Source organism: Methylobacterium sp. NFXW15, assembly GCF_049887755.1.
GTDB lineage: Bacteria > Pseudomonadota > Alphaproteobacteria > Rhizobiales > Beijerinckiaceae > Methylobacterium.
In genome coordinates, this window is sequence record NZ_JAGEKG010000009.1 from 79734 (window position 1) to 97749 (window position 18016).

An 18016-nucleotide genomic window follows, 5' to 3' on the forward strand; every position below is an offset into this window, starting at 1 on the left:
GGACCCCACCGCAGGTCCCTTGGGATCCCGGACTCAGCGGTCGCGTAGCGCGACCAGGACGGCCAGGGCGGAGCAGGTGAGGCCGACCGCGCAGACACCGGGCCAGCCGACCAGCAGGAAGGCCTGCGAGCCCGCATAGGCGCCGAGCGCCGCGAACACGAAGATCGTCGTGAACAGGACGGTGTTGATCCGGCCCCGCGCGCCCGGCACCAGGGCATAGGCGCGGGTCTGATTGGCGATGAGCGCGCCGTTCATGCCGATATCGATGAGCAACACGCCGATCGTGATCGCGACGAGGGACCATGTCCCCGCCGCCCAGAGGATCACGAAGGACAGGGCGACCATCAGGCTCCCGCCGAGCACCACCGGCTTGGCGCCGCTGCGATCGGCGAAGCGGCCCGACAGGGGCGCGACGAAGGCGCCGCAGACGCCGATCACCCCGAACAGCCCCGCCCCGGCGGCGGTGAGCCCGAAGGGCGGCGCCTCGACCAGAAGGGCGAGCGTCGCCCAGAAGGCGTTGAACCCGGCGAAGAGCAGCCCCTGCGACAGGGCGGCGGTGCGTAGGACCGGCTGCGTCTTGGCGAGGCCGACGATCGAGGTCATCAGCGCGCGGTAGCGCAGGCGCTGGGTCTGGGGTGTATGCGGCAGCGTCGCGGCGGCGATGCCCGCCATGGCCAACGCGACGGCCGAGGCGATGAGGAAGACCGGCCGCCAGCCGAGATGGGCGCCGATGAAGCCGCTCGCCGTCCGCGCGAGCAGGATGCCGGAGAGGAGCCCCGTCATCACCTGTCCGACCACCCGTCCCCGGCTCGCATCCGGGGCGAGTTCGGCGGCGAAGGGCACCGCCTGCTGCGCCGCCGAGGCGAGCATGCCCACGAGCAGGTGGGCGATGGCGAGGGAGAGCAGGTTGCCGGACAGCCCCACGCCGAGCAGTGCGACGGCCATGGCGAGGCATTGCAGCACGATCAGCCGCCGCCGCGGCAGAGCATCACCCAGCGGAACGAGCCCGACGATGCCGAGGCCGTAGCCGACGAGCGCCGTCGTCGGCACCCAGAGAGCGGCGCGCTCGCCGAACTCGGCGACGATCAGCCCGAGCAGCGGCTGATTGTAGTAGATATTGGCCACGGCTCCGCCTGCGATGAGCGTCAGGCCGAGCCGGGCCTTGCCGTCGAAGGGGACGTGCACGGGAGATGAGGCGGACAGGGCGCCCTCGCGAGGTCGGGGGTGGACGGGTTCCGAGCGGATAGGCGCTGATTCTCCGCCCCGGCAACCCGGCGCGCCGCATGGCCGCGCCCCGCCGGACGCCCCTGCAATCCGGCCGGTGGCACCCCATATGCACAGAATGCGGGCAGCCAGCCCGCGACTGACCGGACCTCGCACGGCTCACGCCGCCGCAGGTTCCGACCAGCCGTCATTCTACGATCGGGGAGCCGATCCGTTCCCGGCGAAAGCCGCAGGAGGGCCTCCAGCAAGGAGTACGGGATGCTGAACTACCGGGTCGATTTCGCTAAGGAGATCTTCGGGGTGCCGTTTACGGTGGGATCCGTGGAGATCAGCCGGGCGCGCGATCCCGAGCGCGCCCGGCGGGCCGCGGAACTGCGCTTCGCCCGCCAGCACGGCGTCGGGGATTGGCGCGAGCGGGCGGATCTCGCCATGCTCGCCTCGCGGGTCTGAGCGACCTCGCGTCGCTTTCTCCTTGGCCGAACCACGGTGGCCGCCCTAAACTAGGCTGAACGCGCGGGCGGCCCCGAATGAGGCCGGCGCCAGGGATGAGGTCACGGGGGCGATGGCGGCGATCTCCTTCTTCGGCGACCTGCTGCAGACGATCAGCGATCGGGGCCGCGACCTCGTCGGCCTCGGGCGAGGCGATATCGCCGCCCGCGCCGGCGCCGCCGACCTCGCCCGTCTCTGCGACGACCTCATCTCCCGGCGCGGTGAGGCTTCGGGCGTGGCCCTGGCCCGCGCCATCCTCGACCGTTATGCCCACCTGTCGGCCGCCGAGCGGCACGAGTTCCTGCGGGCCATCGCCCTGGATTTCGGAGCGGATCACCGCGCGGTCGATGCGGCGATCACCGCCTATCTCGCCAACCCGAGCCGCGCCCGCCTCGGCACCCTGCACGAGGCGGCCGAGCCGCGCAGCCAGGAACTGATCCGCCGCCTCAACCTCGCGCGCGGCGGCACGCTGAGCCTCGTGCGCATGCGTGAGGATCTGTTCGATCTGCGCCGCGACCTGCGCAAGGAAAGCAGGGGGACCAAGGGCAGCGGAGACAAGGCGGAGGCGGCCCTGCTCGATGCCGCAGACAGCCTCGACTCGGATTTCGAGCACCTGTTCGCCTCCTGGTTCAACCGGGGCTTTCTGGTGCTGCGCCACATCGACTGGACGACCCCGGCGCATATCCTCGAAAAGATCATCCGCTACGAGGCGGTCCACGCCATCGCGGATTGGGACGATCTGCGCGCCCGGATCGAGCCGCCGGACCGGCGCTGCTTCGCCTTCTTCCACCCGGCGCTCGCCGACGAGCCGCTGATCTTCGTGGAGGTGGCGCTCACCGACACGATCGCCCCCGCTATCGCACCGATCCTGTCGCGGGAGCGCAAGCCCCTGCCGCCGCGCTCGGCCACCACGGCAATCTTCTATTCGATCTCGAATTGCCAGAAGGGCCTTGCGGGCGTCACCTTCGGCAACTTCCTGATCAAGCAGGTCGTGGAGGATCTCGCCCGAGAGATCCCGAGCCTCAAGACCTTCGTCACCCTCTCGCCGGTTCCGGGCTTCGCCACATGGCTCACCCGCGAGCGCCGGGCGGACAGCCCGCAGAGCTTCCTGCCCGAGGATGTGGAGGCCCTGCGCGGCCTCGACATTCCCGGCTGGCACGAGGACAAGACCCTGTCCGAGACCATCCGCAAGGCGATGATTCCGGCGGCGGCGGCCTATTTCCTCCGCGCCAAGAACGAGCGCGGGCGGCCCCTCGATCCCGTCGCGCGGTTCCACCTCGGCAACGGCGCGAGGCTGGAACGGATCAATTTCCTGGGCGACGTCTCCGACAAGGGGATCGGGCAATCGCACGGGCTCATGGTCAATTACCTCTACGATCTCGGTGCCATCGAGAAGAACCACGAGACCTACGCCAATCTCGGCACGGTGGCGGCCTCGTCCTCCGTCAGCCGCGAGTTGCGCGCGAGCAAGCTGCCGCCACCCCGGGCCGTGGCACTCGCGGAGGCCTGAAAGGGCTCGCGGGCGGCGGGCGGGGCGGTTAGAGAGACAGGATAAGACGTCAGCCCCAAACCCGGCCTTCCGATGACGAACCACCTCTTTTCCCTCGTGCGGGACGGTGCCCCCGACCTCGCCAAGACCGTCATCGAGACGCATGAGGGCACGCTCTACTCCTACGGCGACCTGATCGACCGCGCGGGCGCCTATGCCGCCTCCCTGAAGGCGGCGGGTGTCGCGCCGGGGGACCGGGTGGCCGTGCAGGTCGAGAAGAGCGCGGAGGTCATCTTCCTATATCTCGGCGTGGTGCGGGCCGGCGCGGTGTTCCTGCCGCTCAACACCGCCTACACCCCGGCCGAGATCGGCTACTTCCTGGGCGATGCCGAGCCTGCCCTGTTCGTCTGCGATCCGGGCAAGCGCGAGGCGCTGTCCGAGGCCGCCGCCGGGGTGCGGCAGATCTGGACCCTCGACGCGGCCGGTCAGGGGAGCGCCGCCGAAGCCGCGGACGCGCAGGACGGGGCCGCCTTCGCAGACGTGGCCCGTGGCCCGGAGGATCTCGCGGCGATCCTCTACACATCCGGCACGACCGGGCGCTCCAAGGGCGCCATGCTGAGCCACGACAACCTCGCGTCCAATGCCCGCGTGCTGGTGCAGCATTGGCGCTTCACGGCCCGGGACGTGCTGATCCACGCCTTGCCGGTCTTCCACACCCACGGCCTGTTCGTGGCGACGAACACGGTGCTGGCGAGCGGCGGCTCGATGCTGTTCCTGCCCCGGCTCGACCCGAAGAAGATTCTCGAACTGATGCCCCGCGCCACCGCGATGATGGGCGTGCCGACCTTCTACACCCGGCTCCTCAAGGAACCGGGCCTCACCCGCGAGGCGTCGTCCTCGATCCGCCTGTTCGTCTCGGGCTCGGCGCCATTGCTCGCGGAGACGCACCGGGAGTGGCAGGCCCGCACCGGCCACGCCATCCTCGAACGCTACGGCATGACCGAGACCAACATGAGCACGTCCAACCCCTACGAGGGGGACCGCGTGGCGGGCACGGTCGGCTTCCCCCTGCCGGGCGTGGACCTGCGGGTGGTCGATCCCGAAACCGGTACGGCGCTCGGGTCCGACAAGGTCGGAATGATCGAGGTGAAGGGCCCCAACGTGTTCAAGGGCTACTGGCGCATGCCGGAAAAGACCGCCGCCGAGTTCAAGGCGGACGGGTTCTTCATCACCGGCGATCTCGGCAAGGTCGATCCGCGCGGCTATGTCCACATCGTCGGACGCGGCAAGGATCTGATCATCTCGGGCGGGTTCAACGTCTACCCGAAGGAGGTCGAGACCGAGATCGACGCCCTTCCGGGCGTGGTGGAATCGGCGGTGATCGGCCTGCCCCATGCCGATTTCGGGGAGGCGGTGACGGCGGTGGTGGTGGGCGGCCAAAACGCCCCGGCCGAGGCCGCCATCGTGGCCGATCTGGAAGGCCGGTTGGCCAAGTTCAAATGCCCCAAGCGCGTGCTGTTCGTGGACGAACTGCCGCGCAACACCATGGGCAAGGTGCAGAAGAACGTGCTGCGCGAGCAGTACAAGGGACTGTTCGGGGCGTCCTGACTCTCGGTACCATCATTGCGAGCGGAGCGGAGGAATCCAGGGATTCGCTCCGCTCGAAGGCGGCGAGCTGCTCTGGATCGCTTCGCTGTCGCTCGCAATGACGGGAGACGTCGGCGTCAGAGGTTGTGCTGCGTCCGCTCCCCGGCGGGCGGTGTCTCATCGTCGGCGCCGGTCGCCTTGCGAACCGCCTCGTTCAGATTGTCCGGATCGAGGGCGGACTGGACGAATTCCCGGCCGCGATGAGTCATCTCGCGGGCGTAGCGCAGACCCTCGCCGCGAACCTCGTCGGCATACGGTCCCAGGCTGCGATCCTCCTGGCGAGTGCGCGGCAGCAGTGCCCCCAGAAGCAGACCGGCGGCGACGCCGACCACGCCAACCAGCAGCGGGTTGTCCTCCACGAACCGTTCGACCTGGGTGCGGCTGCGGCGCAGGCCGTCGAGGCCCTGCACGGTGAGGTCGTCCAAACGGCGCATGTTGCGGCGGTGAAGATCGCCCGCCCGGCCGCGCGCCTCGTCATAGGCTGCCTCGGCCCGGTCCCGCACCCGGTCGGCCGAGCCGCCGAGCCGGTCGTGGATGTCGTCGGCGAGGCCGGTGATCTTGTCCCGCGCCCGGTCGGCGAGATCGGAGGCGCGATCCCCAAGATCGTTCGCCGCATCCGCTGCGCGGTCGACGCTGGCCGAGGCCGCGCCGGGGAGGGGATCATGTCGGCCGGTCGGGTCGGGACGTAGGGTGTGGTCTCCGGCCGTGCCCGGGGCAGCGGCGGGGTTGAACGGCTCGCCCGCTGGGAAGCCCGGCTTGTCGGTCATGCTCGTATCCTCGGCGGTCACGCGTAGGGGAAAGGTCCGTCCCTCGGGACGGTCAGATCTCGGTCTTTTCCAGGGGATCCTGGACCGGGCGGGCGGCGGGTCCGTCCGGGTCGTAGTCCCGCACCGCGTCCGTCGCGATGGTGTCCACCCGCGCGGCGGAGACCTGCGTGCGGCGGCGTTCGGTCTCCTTAGCCATGCGGCTGAACAGCATGCCTACCCCCGCCGCGATCAGCAGCACGGGAACGGGATTGCGGCGCACGGCGTCCAGCGCACCGTCGTAGACGGTCGCGAGTTGGGGCACGCGCCGGGCATTGCCCAGCATCTCATCGACGAGGTTGGGCACCGAGAGGCGGCCCTGGATCTGGTCGATCGTGTCATCGAGGCGGGCGCGGCTCTCCTCGATCTCGCGCTCGAGGTCGTTCATCGAACTCATGGCGTCCTTCTCATCCTGAGACGCGTTCCGACAGGGCCTGGGCATCCTGCCGAACCTGACGGGTGGTGCGGGTGGGCGCGAGGGTCGATAGCGACAGCACGCTCCGTGCCCATAGGGCCATCCCGATGGCGAGCACGAACAGCGTGCCGCCGACGATCAGCGCCGCGAGCCATTCCGAGCCGACGATGGTGGCGAGCCACTTCACGAAGGCATCGATCAGAACCAGCAGGGCGACGACGGCGAAGACCGCCGCGCCGATCATGCAGGCGAGGCCCGCGATGAGCTGGCGGACATTGCCCGCCATCTCGGCCCGGAACAGGGCGATTTCCTTGCGGGCGAGCTCGTTGGTCTCGCGCAGGGCGTCACCGATCAAGCCCTGGATCGAGGTCGCGCCTTGGCGGGGGTCGGAACCTTGGCTCATGATCAGGCCCGGAAGCTGTCTCGGACGTCCTCGTCCGGCGGAACGTTCGAGGACTTGATGAAGCGCGCGGCCAGCAGGCCAACCATGAAGGTGCCCACCGCCACCGCCACCGGGGCGCGCCGGGCGATCGCCTCGGCCTCGCCATAGAAGTCGCTGAGGCTGCGGCGCTCGATGGAGGTGCCGAGCTGCTCCAATCCGTCCGCCGCGCTGTCGAAGAAGGCGCGCACATGCGGCTTGTCGGCCATGTCCTTGCCGGAGCCGCGCAGGGAGCGCGCCAGATCCTGCACCGATTGCGCCGCCTCGCCCTTGCGGCGCTCGACGTAATCCTGGGCCTGGAGGCGCGCCGCGTCGATGAGGCCGCGGCCCTGCTCGGCGGCGACGCCGGCGAGGTTCTCCACGTCACCCTGCAGGCCGCGCCATTCGGCCTTCGCCCGAGCCCCTTCGGCCCCAGCCGGCCCGGAGGTCGCGCCCTGAGCGGCGCCATGCGGCACATCGTGCGGAAATTCGGGTTCGGCCATCGCGCTCAGACTCCTTTTGTCGCGGTGTCCCGCGACGGCTGTGTAACCGGCTGAGCCTGTGACAGTTCCTCGATTCGAGCCGAAACCCGCACGGCTCAGCTTGCGTTCAGGCAAAGGATGCCATGACCCGGCGTCACCCTCGGGACCCCGGCCATGCTTGACCTGCACCCGGCTTCGCGCTTGGGTTGCCGACGTTAAGGATCGCGTCTCAACGAGATGCGTTCTACACACGGTATCTGTGCGTCGGCGCGGGCTATTCGCGCCTCAAACGGGAGCCCACCCGAGTGGCACGCCTTGTGATCGTATCGAACCGCGTTGCCGTCCCAGAGGAGGGCGGCAAGGCCGTTGCGGCTGGCGGTCTCGCGGTTGCGGTCAAGGAGGCGTTCAGCGCCTATGAGGGGCTGTGGTTCGGCTGGAGCGGGCGGATCACCGACGAACCTTCCGAGGAGCCGACGCTCATCGACCGGGGCCGTGTCCAATATGCGGTGGTGGATCTCTCCCCCCGCGACCACGCCGAATATTACGCCGGGTTCGCCAACCGCGCCCTCTGGCCGATCATGCATTACCGGCTGGGTCTCGGTGCCTTCTCGCGCTCGGATTATTCCGGCTACAGCCGGGTGAATCGCACCTTCGCGCGGGCGCTCGCCAAGCTGGTCGAGCCCGACGACATCATCTGGGTCCACGATTACCATCTGCTGCCGCTGGCGGCCGAGTTGCGCGGCCTCGGCCTCGACAACCCCATCGGCTATTTCCACCACATCCCGTGGCCTGCGGCGGACGTGTTCAATTCCCTGCCCGCCAGCGGCGAGCTGCTGCGCGCCATCGTCGATTACGACCTGATCGGCCTGCAGACCGATCCGGACGTGCAGAACCTCCAGCGCAATCTTATCGACACGCTGCGGGCGATCCCGCTCGGCGGCGGCTCGCTGATGGTCGATGGGCGCCGCACCCGGATCAAGAGCTTCCCCATCGGGATCGATGTGGCGGGCTTCCAGGAGGCCGCCGACAAGGCGTCGTCCAACAAGGTGGTGCGCGAGACCATGGCGGGCCTGCGCACCCGCAAGCTGCTCATCGGCGTCGACCGGCTGGATTATTCCAAGGGCGTGCCCGAGCGGATGGAGGCGGTGGAGAGCTTCTTCGCCTCGAACCCCGACCAGCGCGGCAACGTCACCTACATCCAGATCACCCCGAAATCCCGCAGCGAGGTGCCGGAATACGAGCAGCTCGCCCGCGACGTGAACGAGAAGGTCGGCGAGATCAACGGCTCGCTCGGCGACCCGGCCTGGACGCCGATCCAGTACATCACCAAGGCCTATCCGAGGCCCGTGCTCGCAGGCCTCTACCGGGCGGCGCGCGTCGGCCTCGTCACGCCGATGCGCGACGGCATGAACCTCGTCGCCAAGGAGTATGTCGTCGCGCAGGGCGAGGACGATCCGGGTGTGCTGGTGCTGTCGAAGTTCGCGGGCGCGGCGAGGCAATTGCCTGAGGCGCTGCTGGTGAACCCCTACGACCGGTTCGAGGTCGCGGAGGCGATCCGGATGGCGCTGTACATGCCGAAGGCGGAGCGCGTGGCGCGCTGGCGCCCAATGGCGGAGCGCATGGCGCGCGAGGACGTGGATTGGTGGGCGCGCAACTTCCTGGCCGAGCTCGAAGCCTTCCGCACGACGGAACGCGAGCCTCCGACCACCGCCGCTGCGGCGGAATAGCCCCCATCCTCTCCGGACCACGCCCATGATCGCCGTCGATGACGGGGTGTCGGCACCGCTCGGCGCGCATTTCGACGGCCGCGGGGTGAACTTCGCCCTGTTTTCCGAACATGCGACGGCGGTCGATCTCTGCCTGTTCGAGCCGGGCGAGCGGCACGAGACCCGCACCGTGCGGCTCCCCTGCCGGACCGACGATGTGTGGCACGGCTACCTGCGCGGGCTGCTGCCGGGCCAGCTCTACGGCTACCGGGTGCACGGACCGTGGGATCCGGCCCAGGGCCACCGCTTCAACGCCTCGAAGCTCGTCCTCGACCCCTATGCGCGGGAGATCCGGGGCCGCATCCGCTGGCACGACGCCCTCTACAGCCACCGCCGCAGCGGGACCCGGGCCGACCGGATCGACCGCCGCGACAGCGCGGTCTACATGCCGCGCGGCGTCGTTACGGCACCGGACGTGCCCGACCTCGCCCTCACCCCCGTGCGGCGTCCGCTCTCGGAGACGGTGATCTACGAGGCGCATGTGAAGGCGCTGACCCGGACCCATCCCGACATCCCGGAGCAGGAGCGCGGCACCTACGCGGCGATGGCCCATCCGGCGATCATCGAGCACCTCGTGAAGCTCGGCGTCACGGCGCTGGAACTGCTGCCGATCCAGATCTTCGCCGACGACCGGTTCCTGGTCGACAAGGGTCTCGTCAATTTCTGGGGCTACCAACCCTACAACTACTTTGCGCCCGATCCGCGCTACCTCGGGGAGAGTGGCGTCAGCAGCCTGAAGGCGGCGATCCGCGAATTGAACGCGGCCGGCATCGAGACCTGGCTCGACGTGGTCTACAACCACACCGCCGAGGGCGGGTTGACCGGGCCGACCTTGAGCTTCCGCGGCATCGACAATGCCAGCTATTACAAGGCCGAGCCGGGAGATCCGTCCCGCGACCTCGACTGCACCGGTTGCGGCAACACCCTCGACGTCAGCCATCCGCGCGTGATGCAGATGGTGCTGGATTCCCTCCGGCACTGGGTCACCGCCTACGGCATCGCCGGCTTCCGCTTCGACCTCGCCTCCAGCCTCGGGCGCTCGCCCGTGGACTTCACCCCCCGCGCCGCCTTCTTCCAGGCCGTGGCGCAGGATCCGGTGCTGGCGCGCGTGAAGATGGTGGCCGAGCCCTGGGACATCGGCATGGGCGGCTACCAGCTCGGCGGCTACCCGCGCGGCTGGAGCGAGTGGAACGACCGGTTCCGCGACGCCGCCCGTGGCTTCTGGCGGGGGGATTCGGGCACCCTCGCCAAGCTGACCCAGGGGCTGACCGGCTCGCGCGAGACTTTCGCCGCCTCGGGACGCTCGCCGCTCGCGAGCATCAACTTCATCGCGAGCCATGACGGCTTCACCCTCGCCGACGTCGTGGCCTACGAGGAGAAGCACAACCACGCCAACGGCGAGGAGAACCGCGACGGCCACGGCCACAACGTCAGCCGCAATTACGGCGTCGAGGGCGATACGGACGATCTGGCGATCTTGGGCGTCCGCGCCCGCCAGAAGCGCAACATGCTCGCCACGATCCTGCTCGCGCAGGGTGTGCCGATGCTGCTCATGGGCGACGAGCGATCCCGCTCCCAGGGGGGCAACAACAACGCCTACGCCCAGGACAACCCGACGAGTTGGATGGACTGGACGTCCGATCCCGACCCGGACCTGACCGCCTTCGTCGCCCACTGCCTCGCCTTCCGGCGCGCGCAACCGGCCCTGCGGCGGCGAGCCTTCTTCACGGGCGAACTGATCGATCCCGAGGAGCCCCTGCGCGACGTGCATTGGCTCTCCCCCGAGGGTGGGGAAATGGAGGGATGTCACTGGGGCGACGACGGATTGCGCGTCTTCGGCATGCAGATCGGCAACGACCGGGTCGAGGCCGACCGTCTGCTGATCCTGTTCAATGGTGAGGAGGGGGAGGTGGCCTTCCGCCTCGCACCCATCGTCGGTGGTCCCTGGACCCCCGCGCTCGACACGACGGAGCCCACGGGCGCGCCCTCCGCCGACGCACCCTCCTACCCGGCCGCCGCCGCCGTCCCCCTGCCGGGCCGCTCGGTGCTGGTTCTCACCGCTTCGGGAGCGCCCTGAGAGCGGACCGAGAACCCATTTCCCCAACCCTCATCCTCCTTCGAGGCGGCTATCGCCGCACCTCAGGATGAGGGGGTGTGGGAACGAGGGTGTGTCGGCCGGACCCCGAAGACAGCATCGCCCGCGATGACGGCGGCCCTGACCTGCAACCACCGGCATCCCTTTCGCTCTGTGGCGCTCTACGTGCATCGGTTGGGAACCGGATCATCTCCGGGGCCTTCTCCGATGACACGCAGCGGCTCCGCTTGTCGGCGGAATTGGACGCGCGCACGCAAAAGGATGGCGGCCTGACATGCGGCATGCCCACAGCATGGATTTCGGGGCCGAGATCGTCGAGGGCGGCGTGCGCTTCGCCCTCTGGGCGCCGAGCGCCGAAACCGTCACCGTCGTGGTCGACGGGGCCGAGCATCCCCTCCCCGAATCCGGCGGCGGCTGGCGGCGCACCGCTCTTCCGGGCATCAAGCCCGGGGCCCGCTACGGCTTCCGCATCGGCGGCGACCTCGTGGTGCCGGACCCCGCCTCGCGCTTCCAGCCCGAGGACGTGTCAGGCCTGTCGGAGGTGATCGACGCCCGCGCCTTCGAATGGACCGACGAGGGCTGGACGGGCCGTCCCTTCGAGGAGGCGGTGATCTACGAGTGCCATGTCGGCGCGGCGACGCCGGAGGGCACCTATGCGGGGCTGGAAAAGCGCCTGCCCGACCTGAAGGCGCTCGGCGTCACCGCCATCGAACTCCTGCCCATCGCCGACTTCAAGGGCACCCGGAACTGGGGTTACGACGGCGTGCTGCCTTACGCGCCGGACGGGGCCTATGGCCGTCCCGATGATCTCAAGCGCCTGATCGATACGGCTCACGGGCTCGGGCTGATGGTCTATCTCGACGTGGTCTACAACCACTTCGGACCGGCCGGGAATTACCTCCACGCCTACGCGGAATCCTTCTTCACCGACCGCCACCAGACGCCCTGGGGCGCGGGCATCAATTTCGACGGCAAGGACAGCGGCGCCACCGTGCGCCAGTTCTTTCTCCAGAACACCTTGTACTGGCTGGAGGAATTCCGGTTCGACGGCCTGCGCTTCGACGCGGTCCATGCCATCCTCGACGATTCCCCGCGTCACTTCCTGGCCGAGCTCGGCGAGACCGTCCGCAAGCTCCTCCCCCAGCGGCAGATCCATCTGATGCTGGAGAACGAGAAGAACCAGGCCCGTTGGCTGGAACGCGACGCGGGTGGGCGTGCCCGGATGCACGATGCCCAATGGGCGGACGATCTCCACCATTGCTGGCATGTCCTCCTGACGGGCGAGAACGCCGGCTATTATGAAAGCTTTGCCGACAAACCGGTCGAGCGTCTGGCCCGCTGCCTCGCGGAGGGGTTTGCCTATCAGGGCGAGCCGTTCAAGACGCTGGACAACCACCCGCGCGGCGAGCCCTCGGGCCACCTGCCGCCTTCGGCCTTCGTCACTTTCCTCCAGAACCACGATCAGGTCGGCAACCGGGCGCTCGGCGAGCGGCTGAACCACCTCGCCGATCCGGACAAGCTGGCACTCGCTCGCGCGGGCTTCCTCCTGGCACCGCAGATCCCGATGCTCTGGATGGGCGAGGAATGGGCGGCCTCGGCCCCGTTCCTGTTCTTCGTCGACTTCGCGCCGGACGAGGAACTGAACAAGGCGGTCCGCGAGGGCCGCCGCCGGGAGTTCAAGAGCTTCGCCGCCTTCGCGGACGACACATCCAAGATCCCCGATCCGACGGAGGAGGAGACCTTCCTGCGCTCGAAGCTCGACTGGTCGGAGCGGGATCGCTCTCCCCATAGGGAGGTGCTGGCCGATACGACGCACCTCCTGGCGCTCCGCCGGGACGTGATCGTGCCGCTGGCGAAGTCCGGCTATCGCGGCGCGCGGGCGCATTTGCCGAGCCCCGGCGTGGTCGATTGCACGTGGAGCTTCGAGGCGGGCGACCTGCGCTTCGTCGCCAATGTCGGGGAGGGCGAGCAGACGGTCGAGCCCGGCACCGGGCGTCTCGTCTGGACCAACGCGCCCGATGGCACGGGCCACACCCTGCCGGCCTGGACCGGCCTGTTTCTGACGGAGTCCCGCTCGTGAGCCTGAGGGAAGACCTCGCCGACCTCGTCGGCGTCGCGGCGGGCTACACGGACGCCTTCGGCAAGCCCGTCGAGACCTCCCTCGATGCCCGCGTCGGCCTCCTGGCCGCTCTGGGTTTTCCCGTGGGCGACGACACGGAACTGGCCGAGAGCCTCGCGACGGTGCAGGCGCTCCGCCGCAATCTCGTTCCGCCGCTTCTGCCGATCGAGGCGCGCCGCGCCACCCGCATCCCCCTGCGCCTCCCCGGCGGTGCGAGCACGCTGGTCTGGCGGCTCGTCGATGAGCGCGGAGCCGCCCGCGAGGGGCGTGCCGCGATCTCCGCCTCCGATCCGGCCTTCGACCTGCCGCCCCTGACTCCGGGCTATCACCGCCTGACGGTGGCGGTCGGCGACACACGCGCCGAATCCTTCGTCATCTCCGCGCCGCAGCGTTGCTGGCGTCCCCGTGCCTATGGGGAGGAAGGGGCCTCCGATTGGGGGCTCGCCGCGCAGCTCTATGGCCTGCGCTCCTCCGGCAATATCGGCATCGGCACCTATGCGGATGCGGGCGAGGCGGCCCGAGAGGCAGCCTTGCGCGGCGCGGCCTTCCTGGGCCTGAGCCCGGTCCACGCCCTGTTCGGCTCGGACCGGACCAAGATCTCGCCCTACTCGCCGTCCTCGCGGCTCTTCCTCGAAACCCTGTTCATCGCGCCGCGCGATCTGCCGGGCCTCGAGGGCTCCCGCGCCGAGACCCTGCTCGCGGAGGCGGCTCCCGCCATCGCGGCCTTGCGGGAGGCGGCGCTCGTCGATCATGCCGGCGTCGCCGCCGTGCTCGATCCGGTTCTGCGGGCGCTCTGGGCGGAATCCCCGGCCAAGTCCGGGACGGACGAAGCCTTCGACCGCTTTCGCGTCGAGGGCGGTGAGGATCTGGCCTCGCACGCGATCTTCGAAGCCCTGTCCGCCCACTTCAAGGCACGGGGTGCCCATTGGCTGGGCGACTGGCCGGAGGAGTACCGCCGCGCCGGGACCGAGGCCGTACGCGCCTTCGCCGCCGACCACGCGGAGGAGGTCGGCTATTTCGCGTGGCTGCAATATCTCGCGGATACGCAACTCGCGGCCGCCTCGCAGGGCGCGCAGGATGCGGGCATGCGGCTCGGCCTCTATCGCGATCTCGCGGTCGGCGCCGACCGGGGCGGGTCCGAGATCTGGTCCCATCCCGAGCGGTTCGCCGACCGGGTGTCCATTGGCGCGCCGCCGGACTTGCTCGCCCCCAAGGGGCAGAACTGGGGCCTGCCCGCCTTCGACCCGCTGGAAATGGAGCGTGACGGCCTCGCGGCCTTCCGCGCGCTCGTGCAGGCGAACATGCGCCATGCGGGCGCGATCCGGATCGACCACGCCTTCCAGCTGGCCCGCCTGTTCCTGATCCCGTTGGGGGAGGGCGCGCATGCGGGCGCCTATGTCGCCATGCCGTTCGAGCCGATGCTCGCGGTGTTGCGGCTGGAAAGTCACCGGGCGAAATGCCTCGTCATCGCCGAGGATCTCGGCACCGCGCCGGAGGGCTTCTCCGACGCGCTGATGAAGGCCGGTGTGCTCAGCTACCGCATCCTGGCCTTCGAGCGCGAGGGCGACGGACGGTTCAAGGCGCCGGGCGCCTACCCGCGCGATGCACTCACCGCCATCACCACGCACGACCTGCCGACCTTCGTCGGCTGGTGGCGCGGGGTCGATACCGACACCCGCCAGTCGCTCGGCCTCTACGATCAGGAGCGGGCGGAGGCCGAGCGTGGCGAGCGTGTCGTGGAGCGCCGTCGTCTCGCTGAAGCCCTGGCCGGGGAGCAGTTGCTGCCCGAATCCGAGCCGCCGGAGGCCGCGCCGTTCGAGGGCGCCGCGCGTTACCTCGCCCGCGCCCCGTCGATCCTGACGGCCGTGCAATACGAGGACGTGGTGTCCGAACTGGCGCAGGCCAACGTGCCGGGCTCGACGGAGGGCTATCCGAACTGGCGGCGGAAACTCGACCGCGACCTGTCCGAGATCGCCGCCCCCGGCGGACCGCTCGCCAAGCTCGCCGCCGCCCTCTCCGCCGAGGACCGGGGCGCGCGCAGCGCCTCCCGCCTGGCCGCGCCGCCGCCGCGGGCGACCTACCGGCTGCAATTCCACAAGGACTTCACCTTTGCGGACGCCGAGAGGATCGTTCCGTATCTCGCCAAGCTCGGCATCAGCCACGTCTACGCCTCGCCCCTGCAGAAGGCGCGGCCCGGCTCGACCCATGGCTACGACATCGTGGACCACGGGCAGATCAACCCGGAACTGGGCGGCGAGGAGGGGTTCGTGCGTCTCGCCGACGCCCTGCATGGCCAGGGGCTGAAGCTCCTCCTCGACATCGTGCCCAACCACATGGGCGTCGGCGGGTCGGACAATCCGTGGTGGCTCTCGGTGCTGGAATGGGGGGCGCTCTCGCCCTTCGCCCATGCCTTCGACATCGATTGGCAGCGCCTCGGCGCGGGGCGCAACCTCGTGATCCCGTTCCTCGGCGAGCGCTACGGCGAGGCGCTGGAGAACGGCCACCTCGAACTGAAGTTCGACCCCGAGAAGGGCGCCTTCAGCATCTGGCACTACGAGCACCAGTTTCCGGTGCGGCCCTTCAGCTACCCGACGATCCTCAGCCGGGTGCTCGCCGCCATCGGCGCCGTCGATGACGACACGACCGCCGAACTGCTCGCCATCTCCGAGCGCCTGCGGGCCATGTCGCTTGACACCGACGAGGCCCGCCGCCGGGGCTTCCCCGAGGAGGCGGAGGATCTGAAGCGAAGGCTTGCGGCCGTCTACGCCATGTCGCCCTCGATCCAGCAGGCGACCGAGCGGACCTTGGCGCTCCTCAACGGGTTCAAGGGACGTCCCGACAGCTTCGGCACCCTGCACCGGCTGCTCGAGGCGCAGGCCTACCGCCTCGCCCATTGGCGGGTGGCGTCGAGCGACATCAACTACCGTCGGTTCTTCGATGTGAACTCGCTGGCGGGCCTGCGGGTCGAGAAGTCCGACATCTTCCACCGCTCGCATGAGACCGTGTTCCGTCACATCCGCGAGGGCCGGATCGACGGGCTGCGCATCGACCATATCGACGGCCTCGCCGACCCGGCGGGCTATGCCCGTGCCCTGCAGGCGGCGGTAGGGCCCGGCTTCTACGTTGTGGTCGAAAAGATCCTCGAACCCGGCGAGCGGCTACGGCCCTGGCCGGTCGCGGGCACCACCGGCTACGACGTGCTGAACCAGCTCGACGGTGTGCTGGTCGACAAGGGCAAGCAGGCCAAGGTTCGCCGCCTCTACGAATGGGCCAGCGGCATGGACGAGCGCTACGGCGCGCAACTGCGCGCCGCCAAGGCCGAGATCCTCGAGATCAGCTTCGCCAGCGAACTCGAAGTGCTGACGAGCGACCTCAAGGAGGTGGCCGACGCGGACCGGCGCACCCGCGACTTCACCGTCAACGCGCTCCGCCGGGCGCTGATCGAGGTCATCGCGCGCTTTCCCACTTACCGCAGCTACCTGCCTGCCGATCTGGAGGAGGGCGAGGTCGAGCCGGAGGACGTGCGGCTCATCGAGGGCGCGGTGGCCAAGGCCAAGCGCTGGTCGAGCCTGCCCGACCGCTCGGTCCACGATTTCGCCCGCGACGTGCTCCTCGGCCGGATCGAGACCTCCGGTCCCGGTCGGCCCGATCCGCATGTGGTGCTGCGCTTCCGCCGCCGGTTCCAGCAATTGACCGGCCCGGTCATGGCCAAGAGCCTGGAAGACACGCTGTTCTACCGCTACACGGCGCTGCTCGGCCTCAACGAAGTCGGCGGTGATCCGGGCGAGTACGGCATCGACGTGGAGCATTTCCACGACCTGCAGGCCGCCCGCGCCCGCGACTGGCCGAACGCCATGATCGCCACCGCGACCCACGACACCAAGCGCGGCGAGGATGCCCGCTCGCGGCTTCTGGCCCTCTCCGAAATGCCGGAGAACTGGGCCGGGGCCTGGGATCTCTGGCAGAAGACCGCCAGCCCCCATCTCTCCCGCATCGACGGCGAGCCCGCCCCCGACGCCAACGACCAGTGGATGTTCTTTCAGGCCATCCTCGGCGCGTGGCCGCTCGAACTCCTCGACGGCGAGGAGGAGGGTGCCGTCACGGCCTTCCGCGAGCGTCTCAACGCCTATGCCGAGAAGGCGATGCGCGAGGGTAAGCGCCGGTCGAGCTGGGTCAACGTGGACGAGACCTACGAGGGCACCGTCCGCAAGCTGTTCGAGGCGATCATCGCACCGGGCTCGGCGTTCCTGCGGGAGCTGCGCCCCTTCGCGCAGCGTCTCGCCCATCTCGGCATGCTGTCCGGCCTCGGTCGTACGGTGCTGAAATCGACCCTGCCGGGCCTGCCCGATACCTACCAGGGCACGGAGATCTGGGATTTCTCCTTCGTCGATCCGGACAACCGCCGCCCGGTCGATTACGCCGCCCTGACGCGGATGATCGACGGGGAGGGAGAGGTCGCTCCGCTCCTCGCCCATTGGACGGACGGTCGGGTGAAGCAGGCGACGCTCCACCGGATGCTCTCCGAACGGGCCGCCCGGCCGGAATTCTTCGCCCGTGCTGGCTATGAGGCGGTGGAGGCGACGGGCGAGCGGGCGGAGCACATCCTCGCCTTCCGCCGCACCGATCTCGATCCGGCCGGGGCAGGCGATCTCATCGTCGCCGTGCCGCGCCTGTTCTCCGGGCTGATCGGGGAGAGGACGTGGTCGGGCGAGGCCTTCGCCGGTACGACACTCGCCCTCGGGGCGGGGACGCGCTGGCGGGACATCGCCACCGGACGGGAGATCGACGGGGAGGGCGCCGACGGCGGCACCCTGTTCCGCGACCTGCCCTACGCGGTGTTGCGGCGAGTGGAGTAACACGCCTCCTTCCCCGACCTCATCCTGAGGTGCCCGCCTTGGCGGGACGCGAGGGAGGGCTCCAGACAGTGCTGCGGCCCCTGGACCCCTCCCTTGAGGCGGCTTTCGCCGCACCTCAGGATGAGGTTCGAGGATGGGAGGAGAGAGAGGGCGGCCGACCCGAGACCGTCACGGGATCCGGGGTAGGACGCCATGTGTCGAACGCGGCACGGC

12 protein-coding genes are annotated in these 18016 nt (G+C 69.5%); 7 read left to right on the top strand and 5 right to left on the bottom strand.

Annotated features, from left to right (window positions below):
* Window positions 1–33 precede the first annotated feature (33 nt).
* Window positions 34–1185, bottom strand: a complete 1152-nt coding sequence (locus tag J4O73_RS19300) for an MFS transporter (protein WP_426219983.1) — start codon at window positions 1183–1185, stop codon at window positions 34–36.
* Between the two features lie 297 nt (window positions 1186–1482).
* Here J4O73_RS19300 and J4O73_RS19305 point away from each other — a divergent pair, with 297 nt between their 5' ends.
* From J4O73_RS19305 to J4O73_RS19315, 3 genes are all read left to right on the top strand, one after another.
* The gene (locus J4O73_RS19305) at window positions 1483–1674 is read left to right on the top strand and encodes a hypothetical protein (protein WP_378973184.1); all 192 of its coding nucleotides are present in this window, start codon (window positions 1483–1485) and stop codon (window positions 1672–1674) included.
* Between the two features lie 112 nt (window positions 1675–1786).
* A complete protein-coding gene (locus J4O73_RS19310) occupies window positions 1787–3223 on the top strand; it encodes a malonyl-CoA decarboxylase (RefSeq protein WP_426219985.1) in 1437 nt (478 codons plus the stop codon).
* A gap of 72 nt (window positions 3224–3295) precedes the next feature.
* Window positions 3296–4810: a malonate--CoA ligase gene (locus J4O73_RS19315; protein WP_426219987.1), complete on the top strand. Its 1515-nt coding sequence runs from the start codon at window positions 3296–3298 to the stop codon at window positions 4808–4810.
* 116 nt (window positions 4811–4926) lie between these two features.
* Here J4O73_RS19315 and J4O73_RS19320 read toward each other — a convergent pair whose 3' ends face one another.
* The 4 genes from J4O73_RS19320 to J4O73_RS19335 are packed head-to-tail and all read right to left on the bottom strand — an operon-like array spanning window position 4927 to window position 6988.
* A complete protein-coding gene (locus J4O73_RS19320; RefSeq protein ID WP_426219989.1) occupies window positions 4927–5616 on the bottom strand; it encodes a hypothetical protein in 690 nt (229 codons plus the stop codon).
* 52 nt (window positions 5617–5668) lie between these two features.
* Window positions 5669–6040, bottom strand: a complete 372-nt coding sequence (locus J4O73_RS19325; protein WP_426220135.1) for a DUF3618 domain-containing protein — start codon at window positions 6038–6040, stop codon at window positions 5669–5671.
* Between the two features lie 19 nt (window positions 6041–6059).
* Window positions 6060–6470, bottom strand: a complete 411-nt coding sequence (locus J4O73_RS19330) for a phage holin family protein (RefSeq protein WP_426219991.1) — start codon at window positions 6468–6470, stop codon at window positions 6060–6062.
* 2 nt (window positions 6471–6472) lie between these two features.
* Window positions 6473–6988 (bottom strand): hypothetical protein, encoded by a 516-nt coding sequence (locus J4O73_RS19335; protein WP_426219993.1) that lies wholly within the window; start codon window positions 6986–6988, stop codon window positions 6473–6475.
* Window positions 6989–7272: 284 nt separating this feature from the next.
* Between J4O73_RS19335 and J4O73_RS19340 the strand changes: the two genes are divergently transcribed.
* From J4O73_RS19340 to J4O73_RS19355, 4 genes are all read left to right on the top strand, one after another.
* On the top strand, window positions 7273–8694 hold the full coding sequence (locus J4O73_RS19340) for an alpha,alpha-trehalose-phosphate synthase (UDP-forming) (protein WP_426219995.1): 1422 nt from the start codon (window positions 7273–7275) through the stop codon (window positions 8692–8694).
* Window positions 8695–8719: 25 nt separating this feature from the next.
* The gene (gene glgX, locus J4O73_RS19345) at window positions 8720–10810 is read left to right on the top strand and encodes a glycogen debranching protein GlgX (RefSeq protein ID WP_426219997.1); all 2091 of its coding nucleotides are present in this window, start codon (window positions 8720–8722) and stop codon (window positions 10808–10810) included.
* 292 nt (window positions 10811–11102) lie between these two features.
* Complete coding sequence (treZ, locus tag J4O73_RS19350) at window positions 11103–12908, top strand: malto-oligosyltrehalose trehalohydrolase (protein ID WP_426219999.1); 1806 nt, start codon at window positions 11103–11105, stop codon at window positions 12906–12908.
* Entirely contained in the window at window positions 12905–17803 is a 4899-nt protein-coding gene (locus J4O73_RS19355; protein WP_426220001.1) for a malto-oligosyltrehalose synthase, read from the top strand. Before treZ ends, J4O73_RS19355 begins: the two co-directional genes overlap by 4 nt.
* Window positions 17804–18016: the final 213 nt, after the last annotated feature.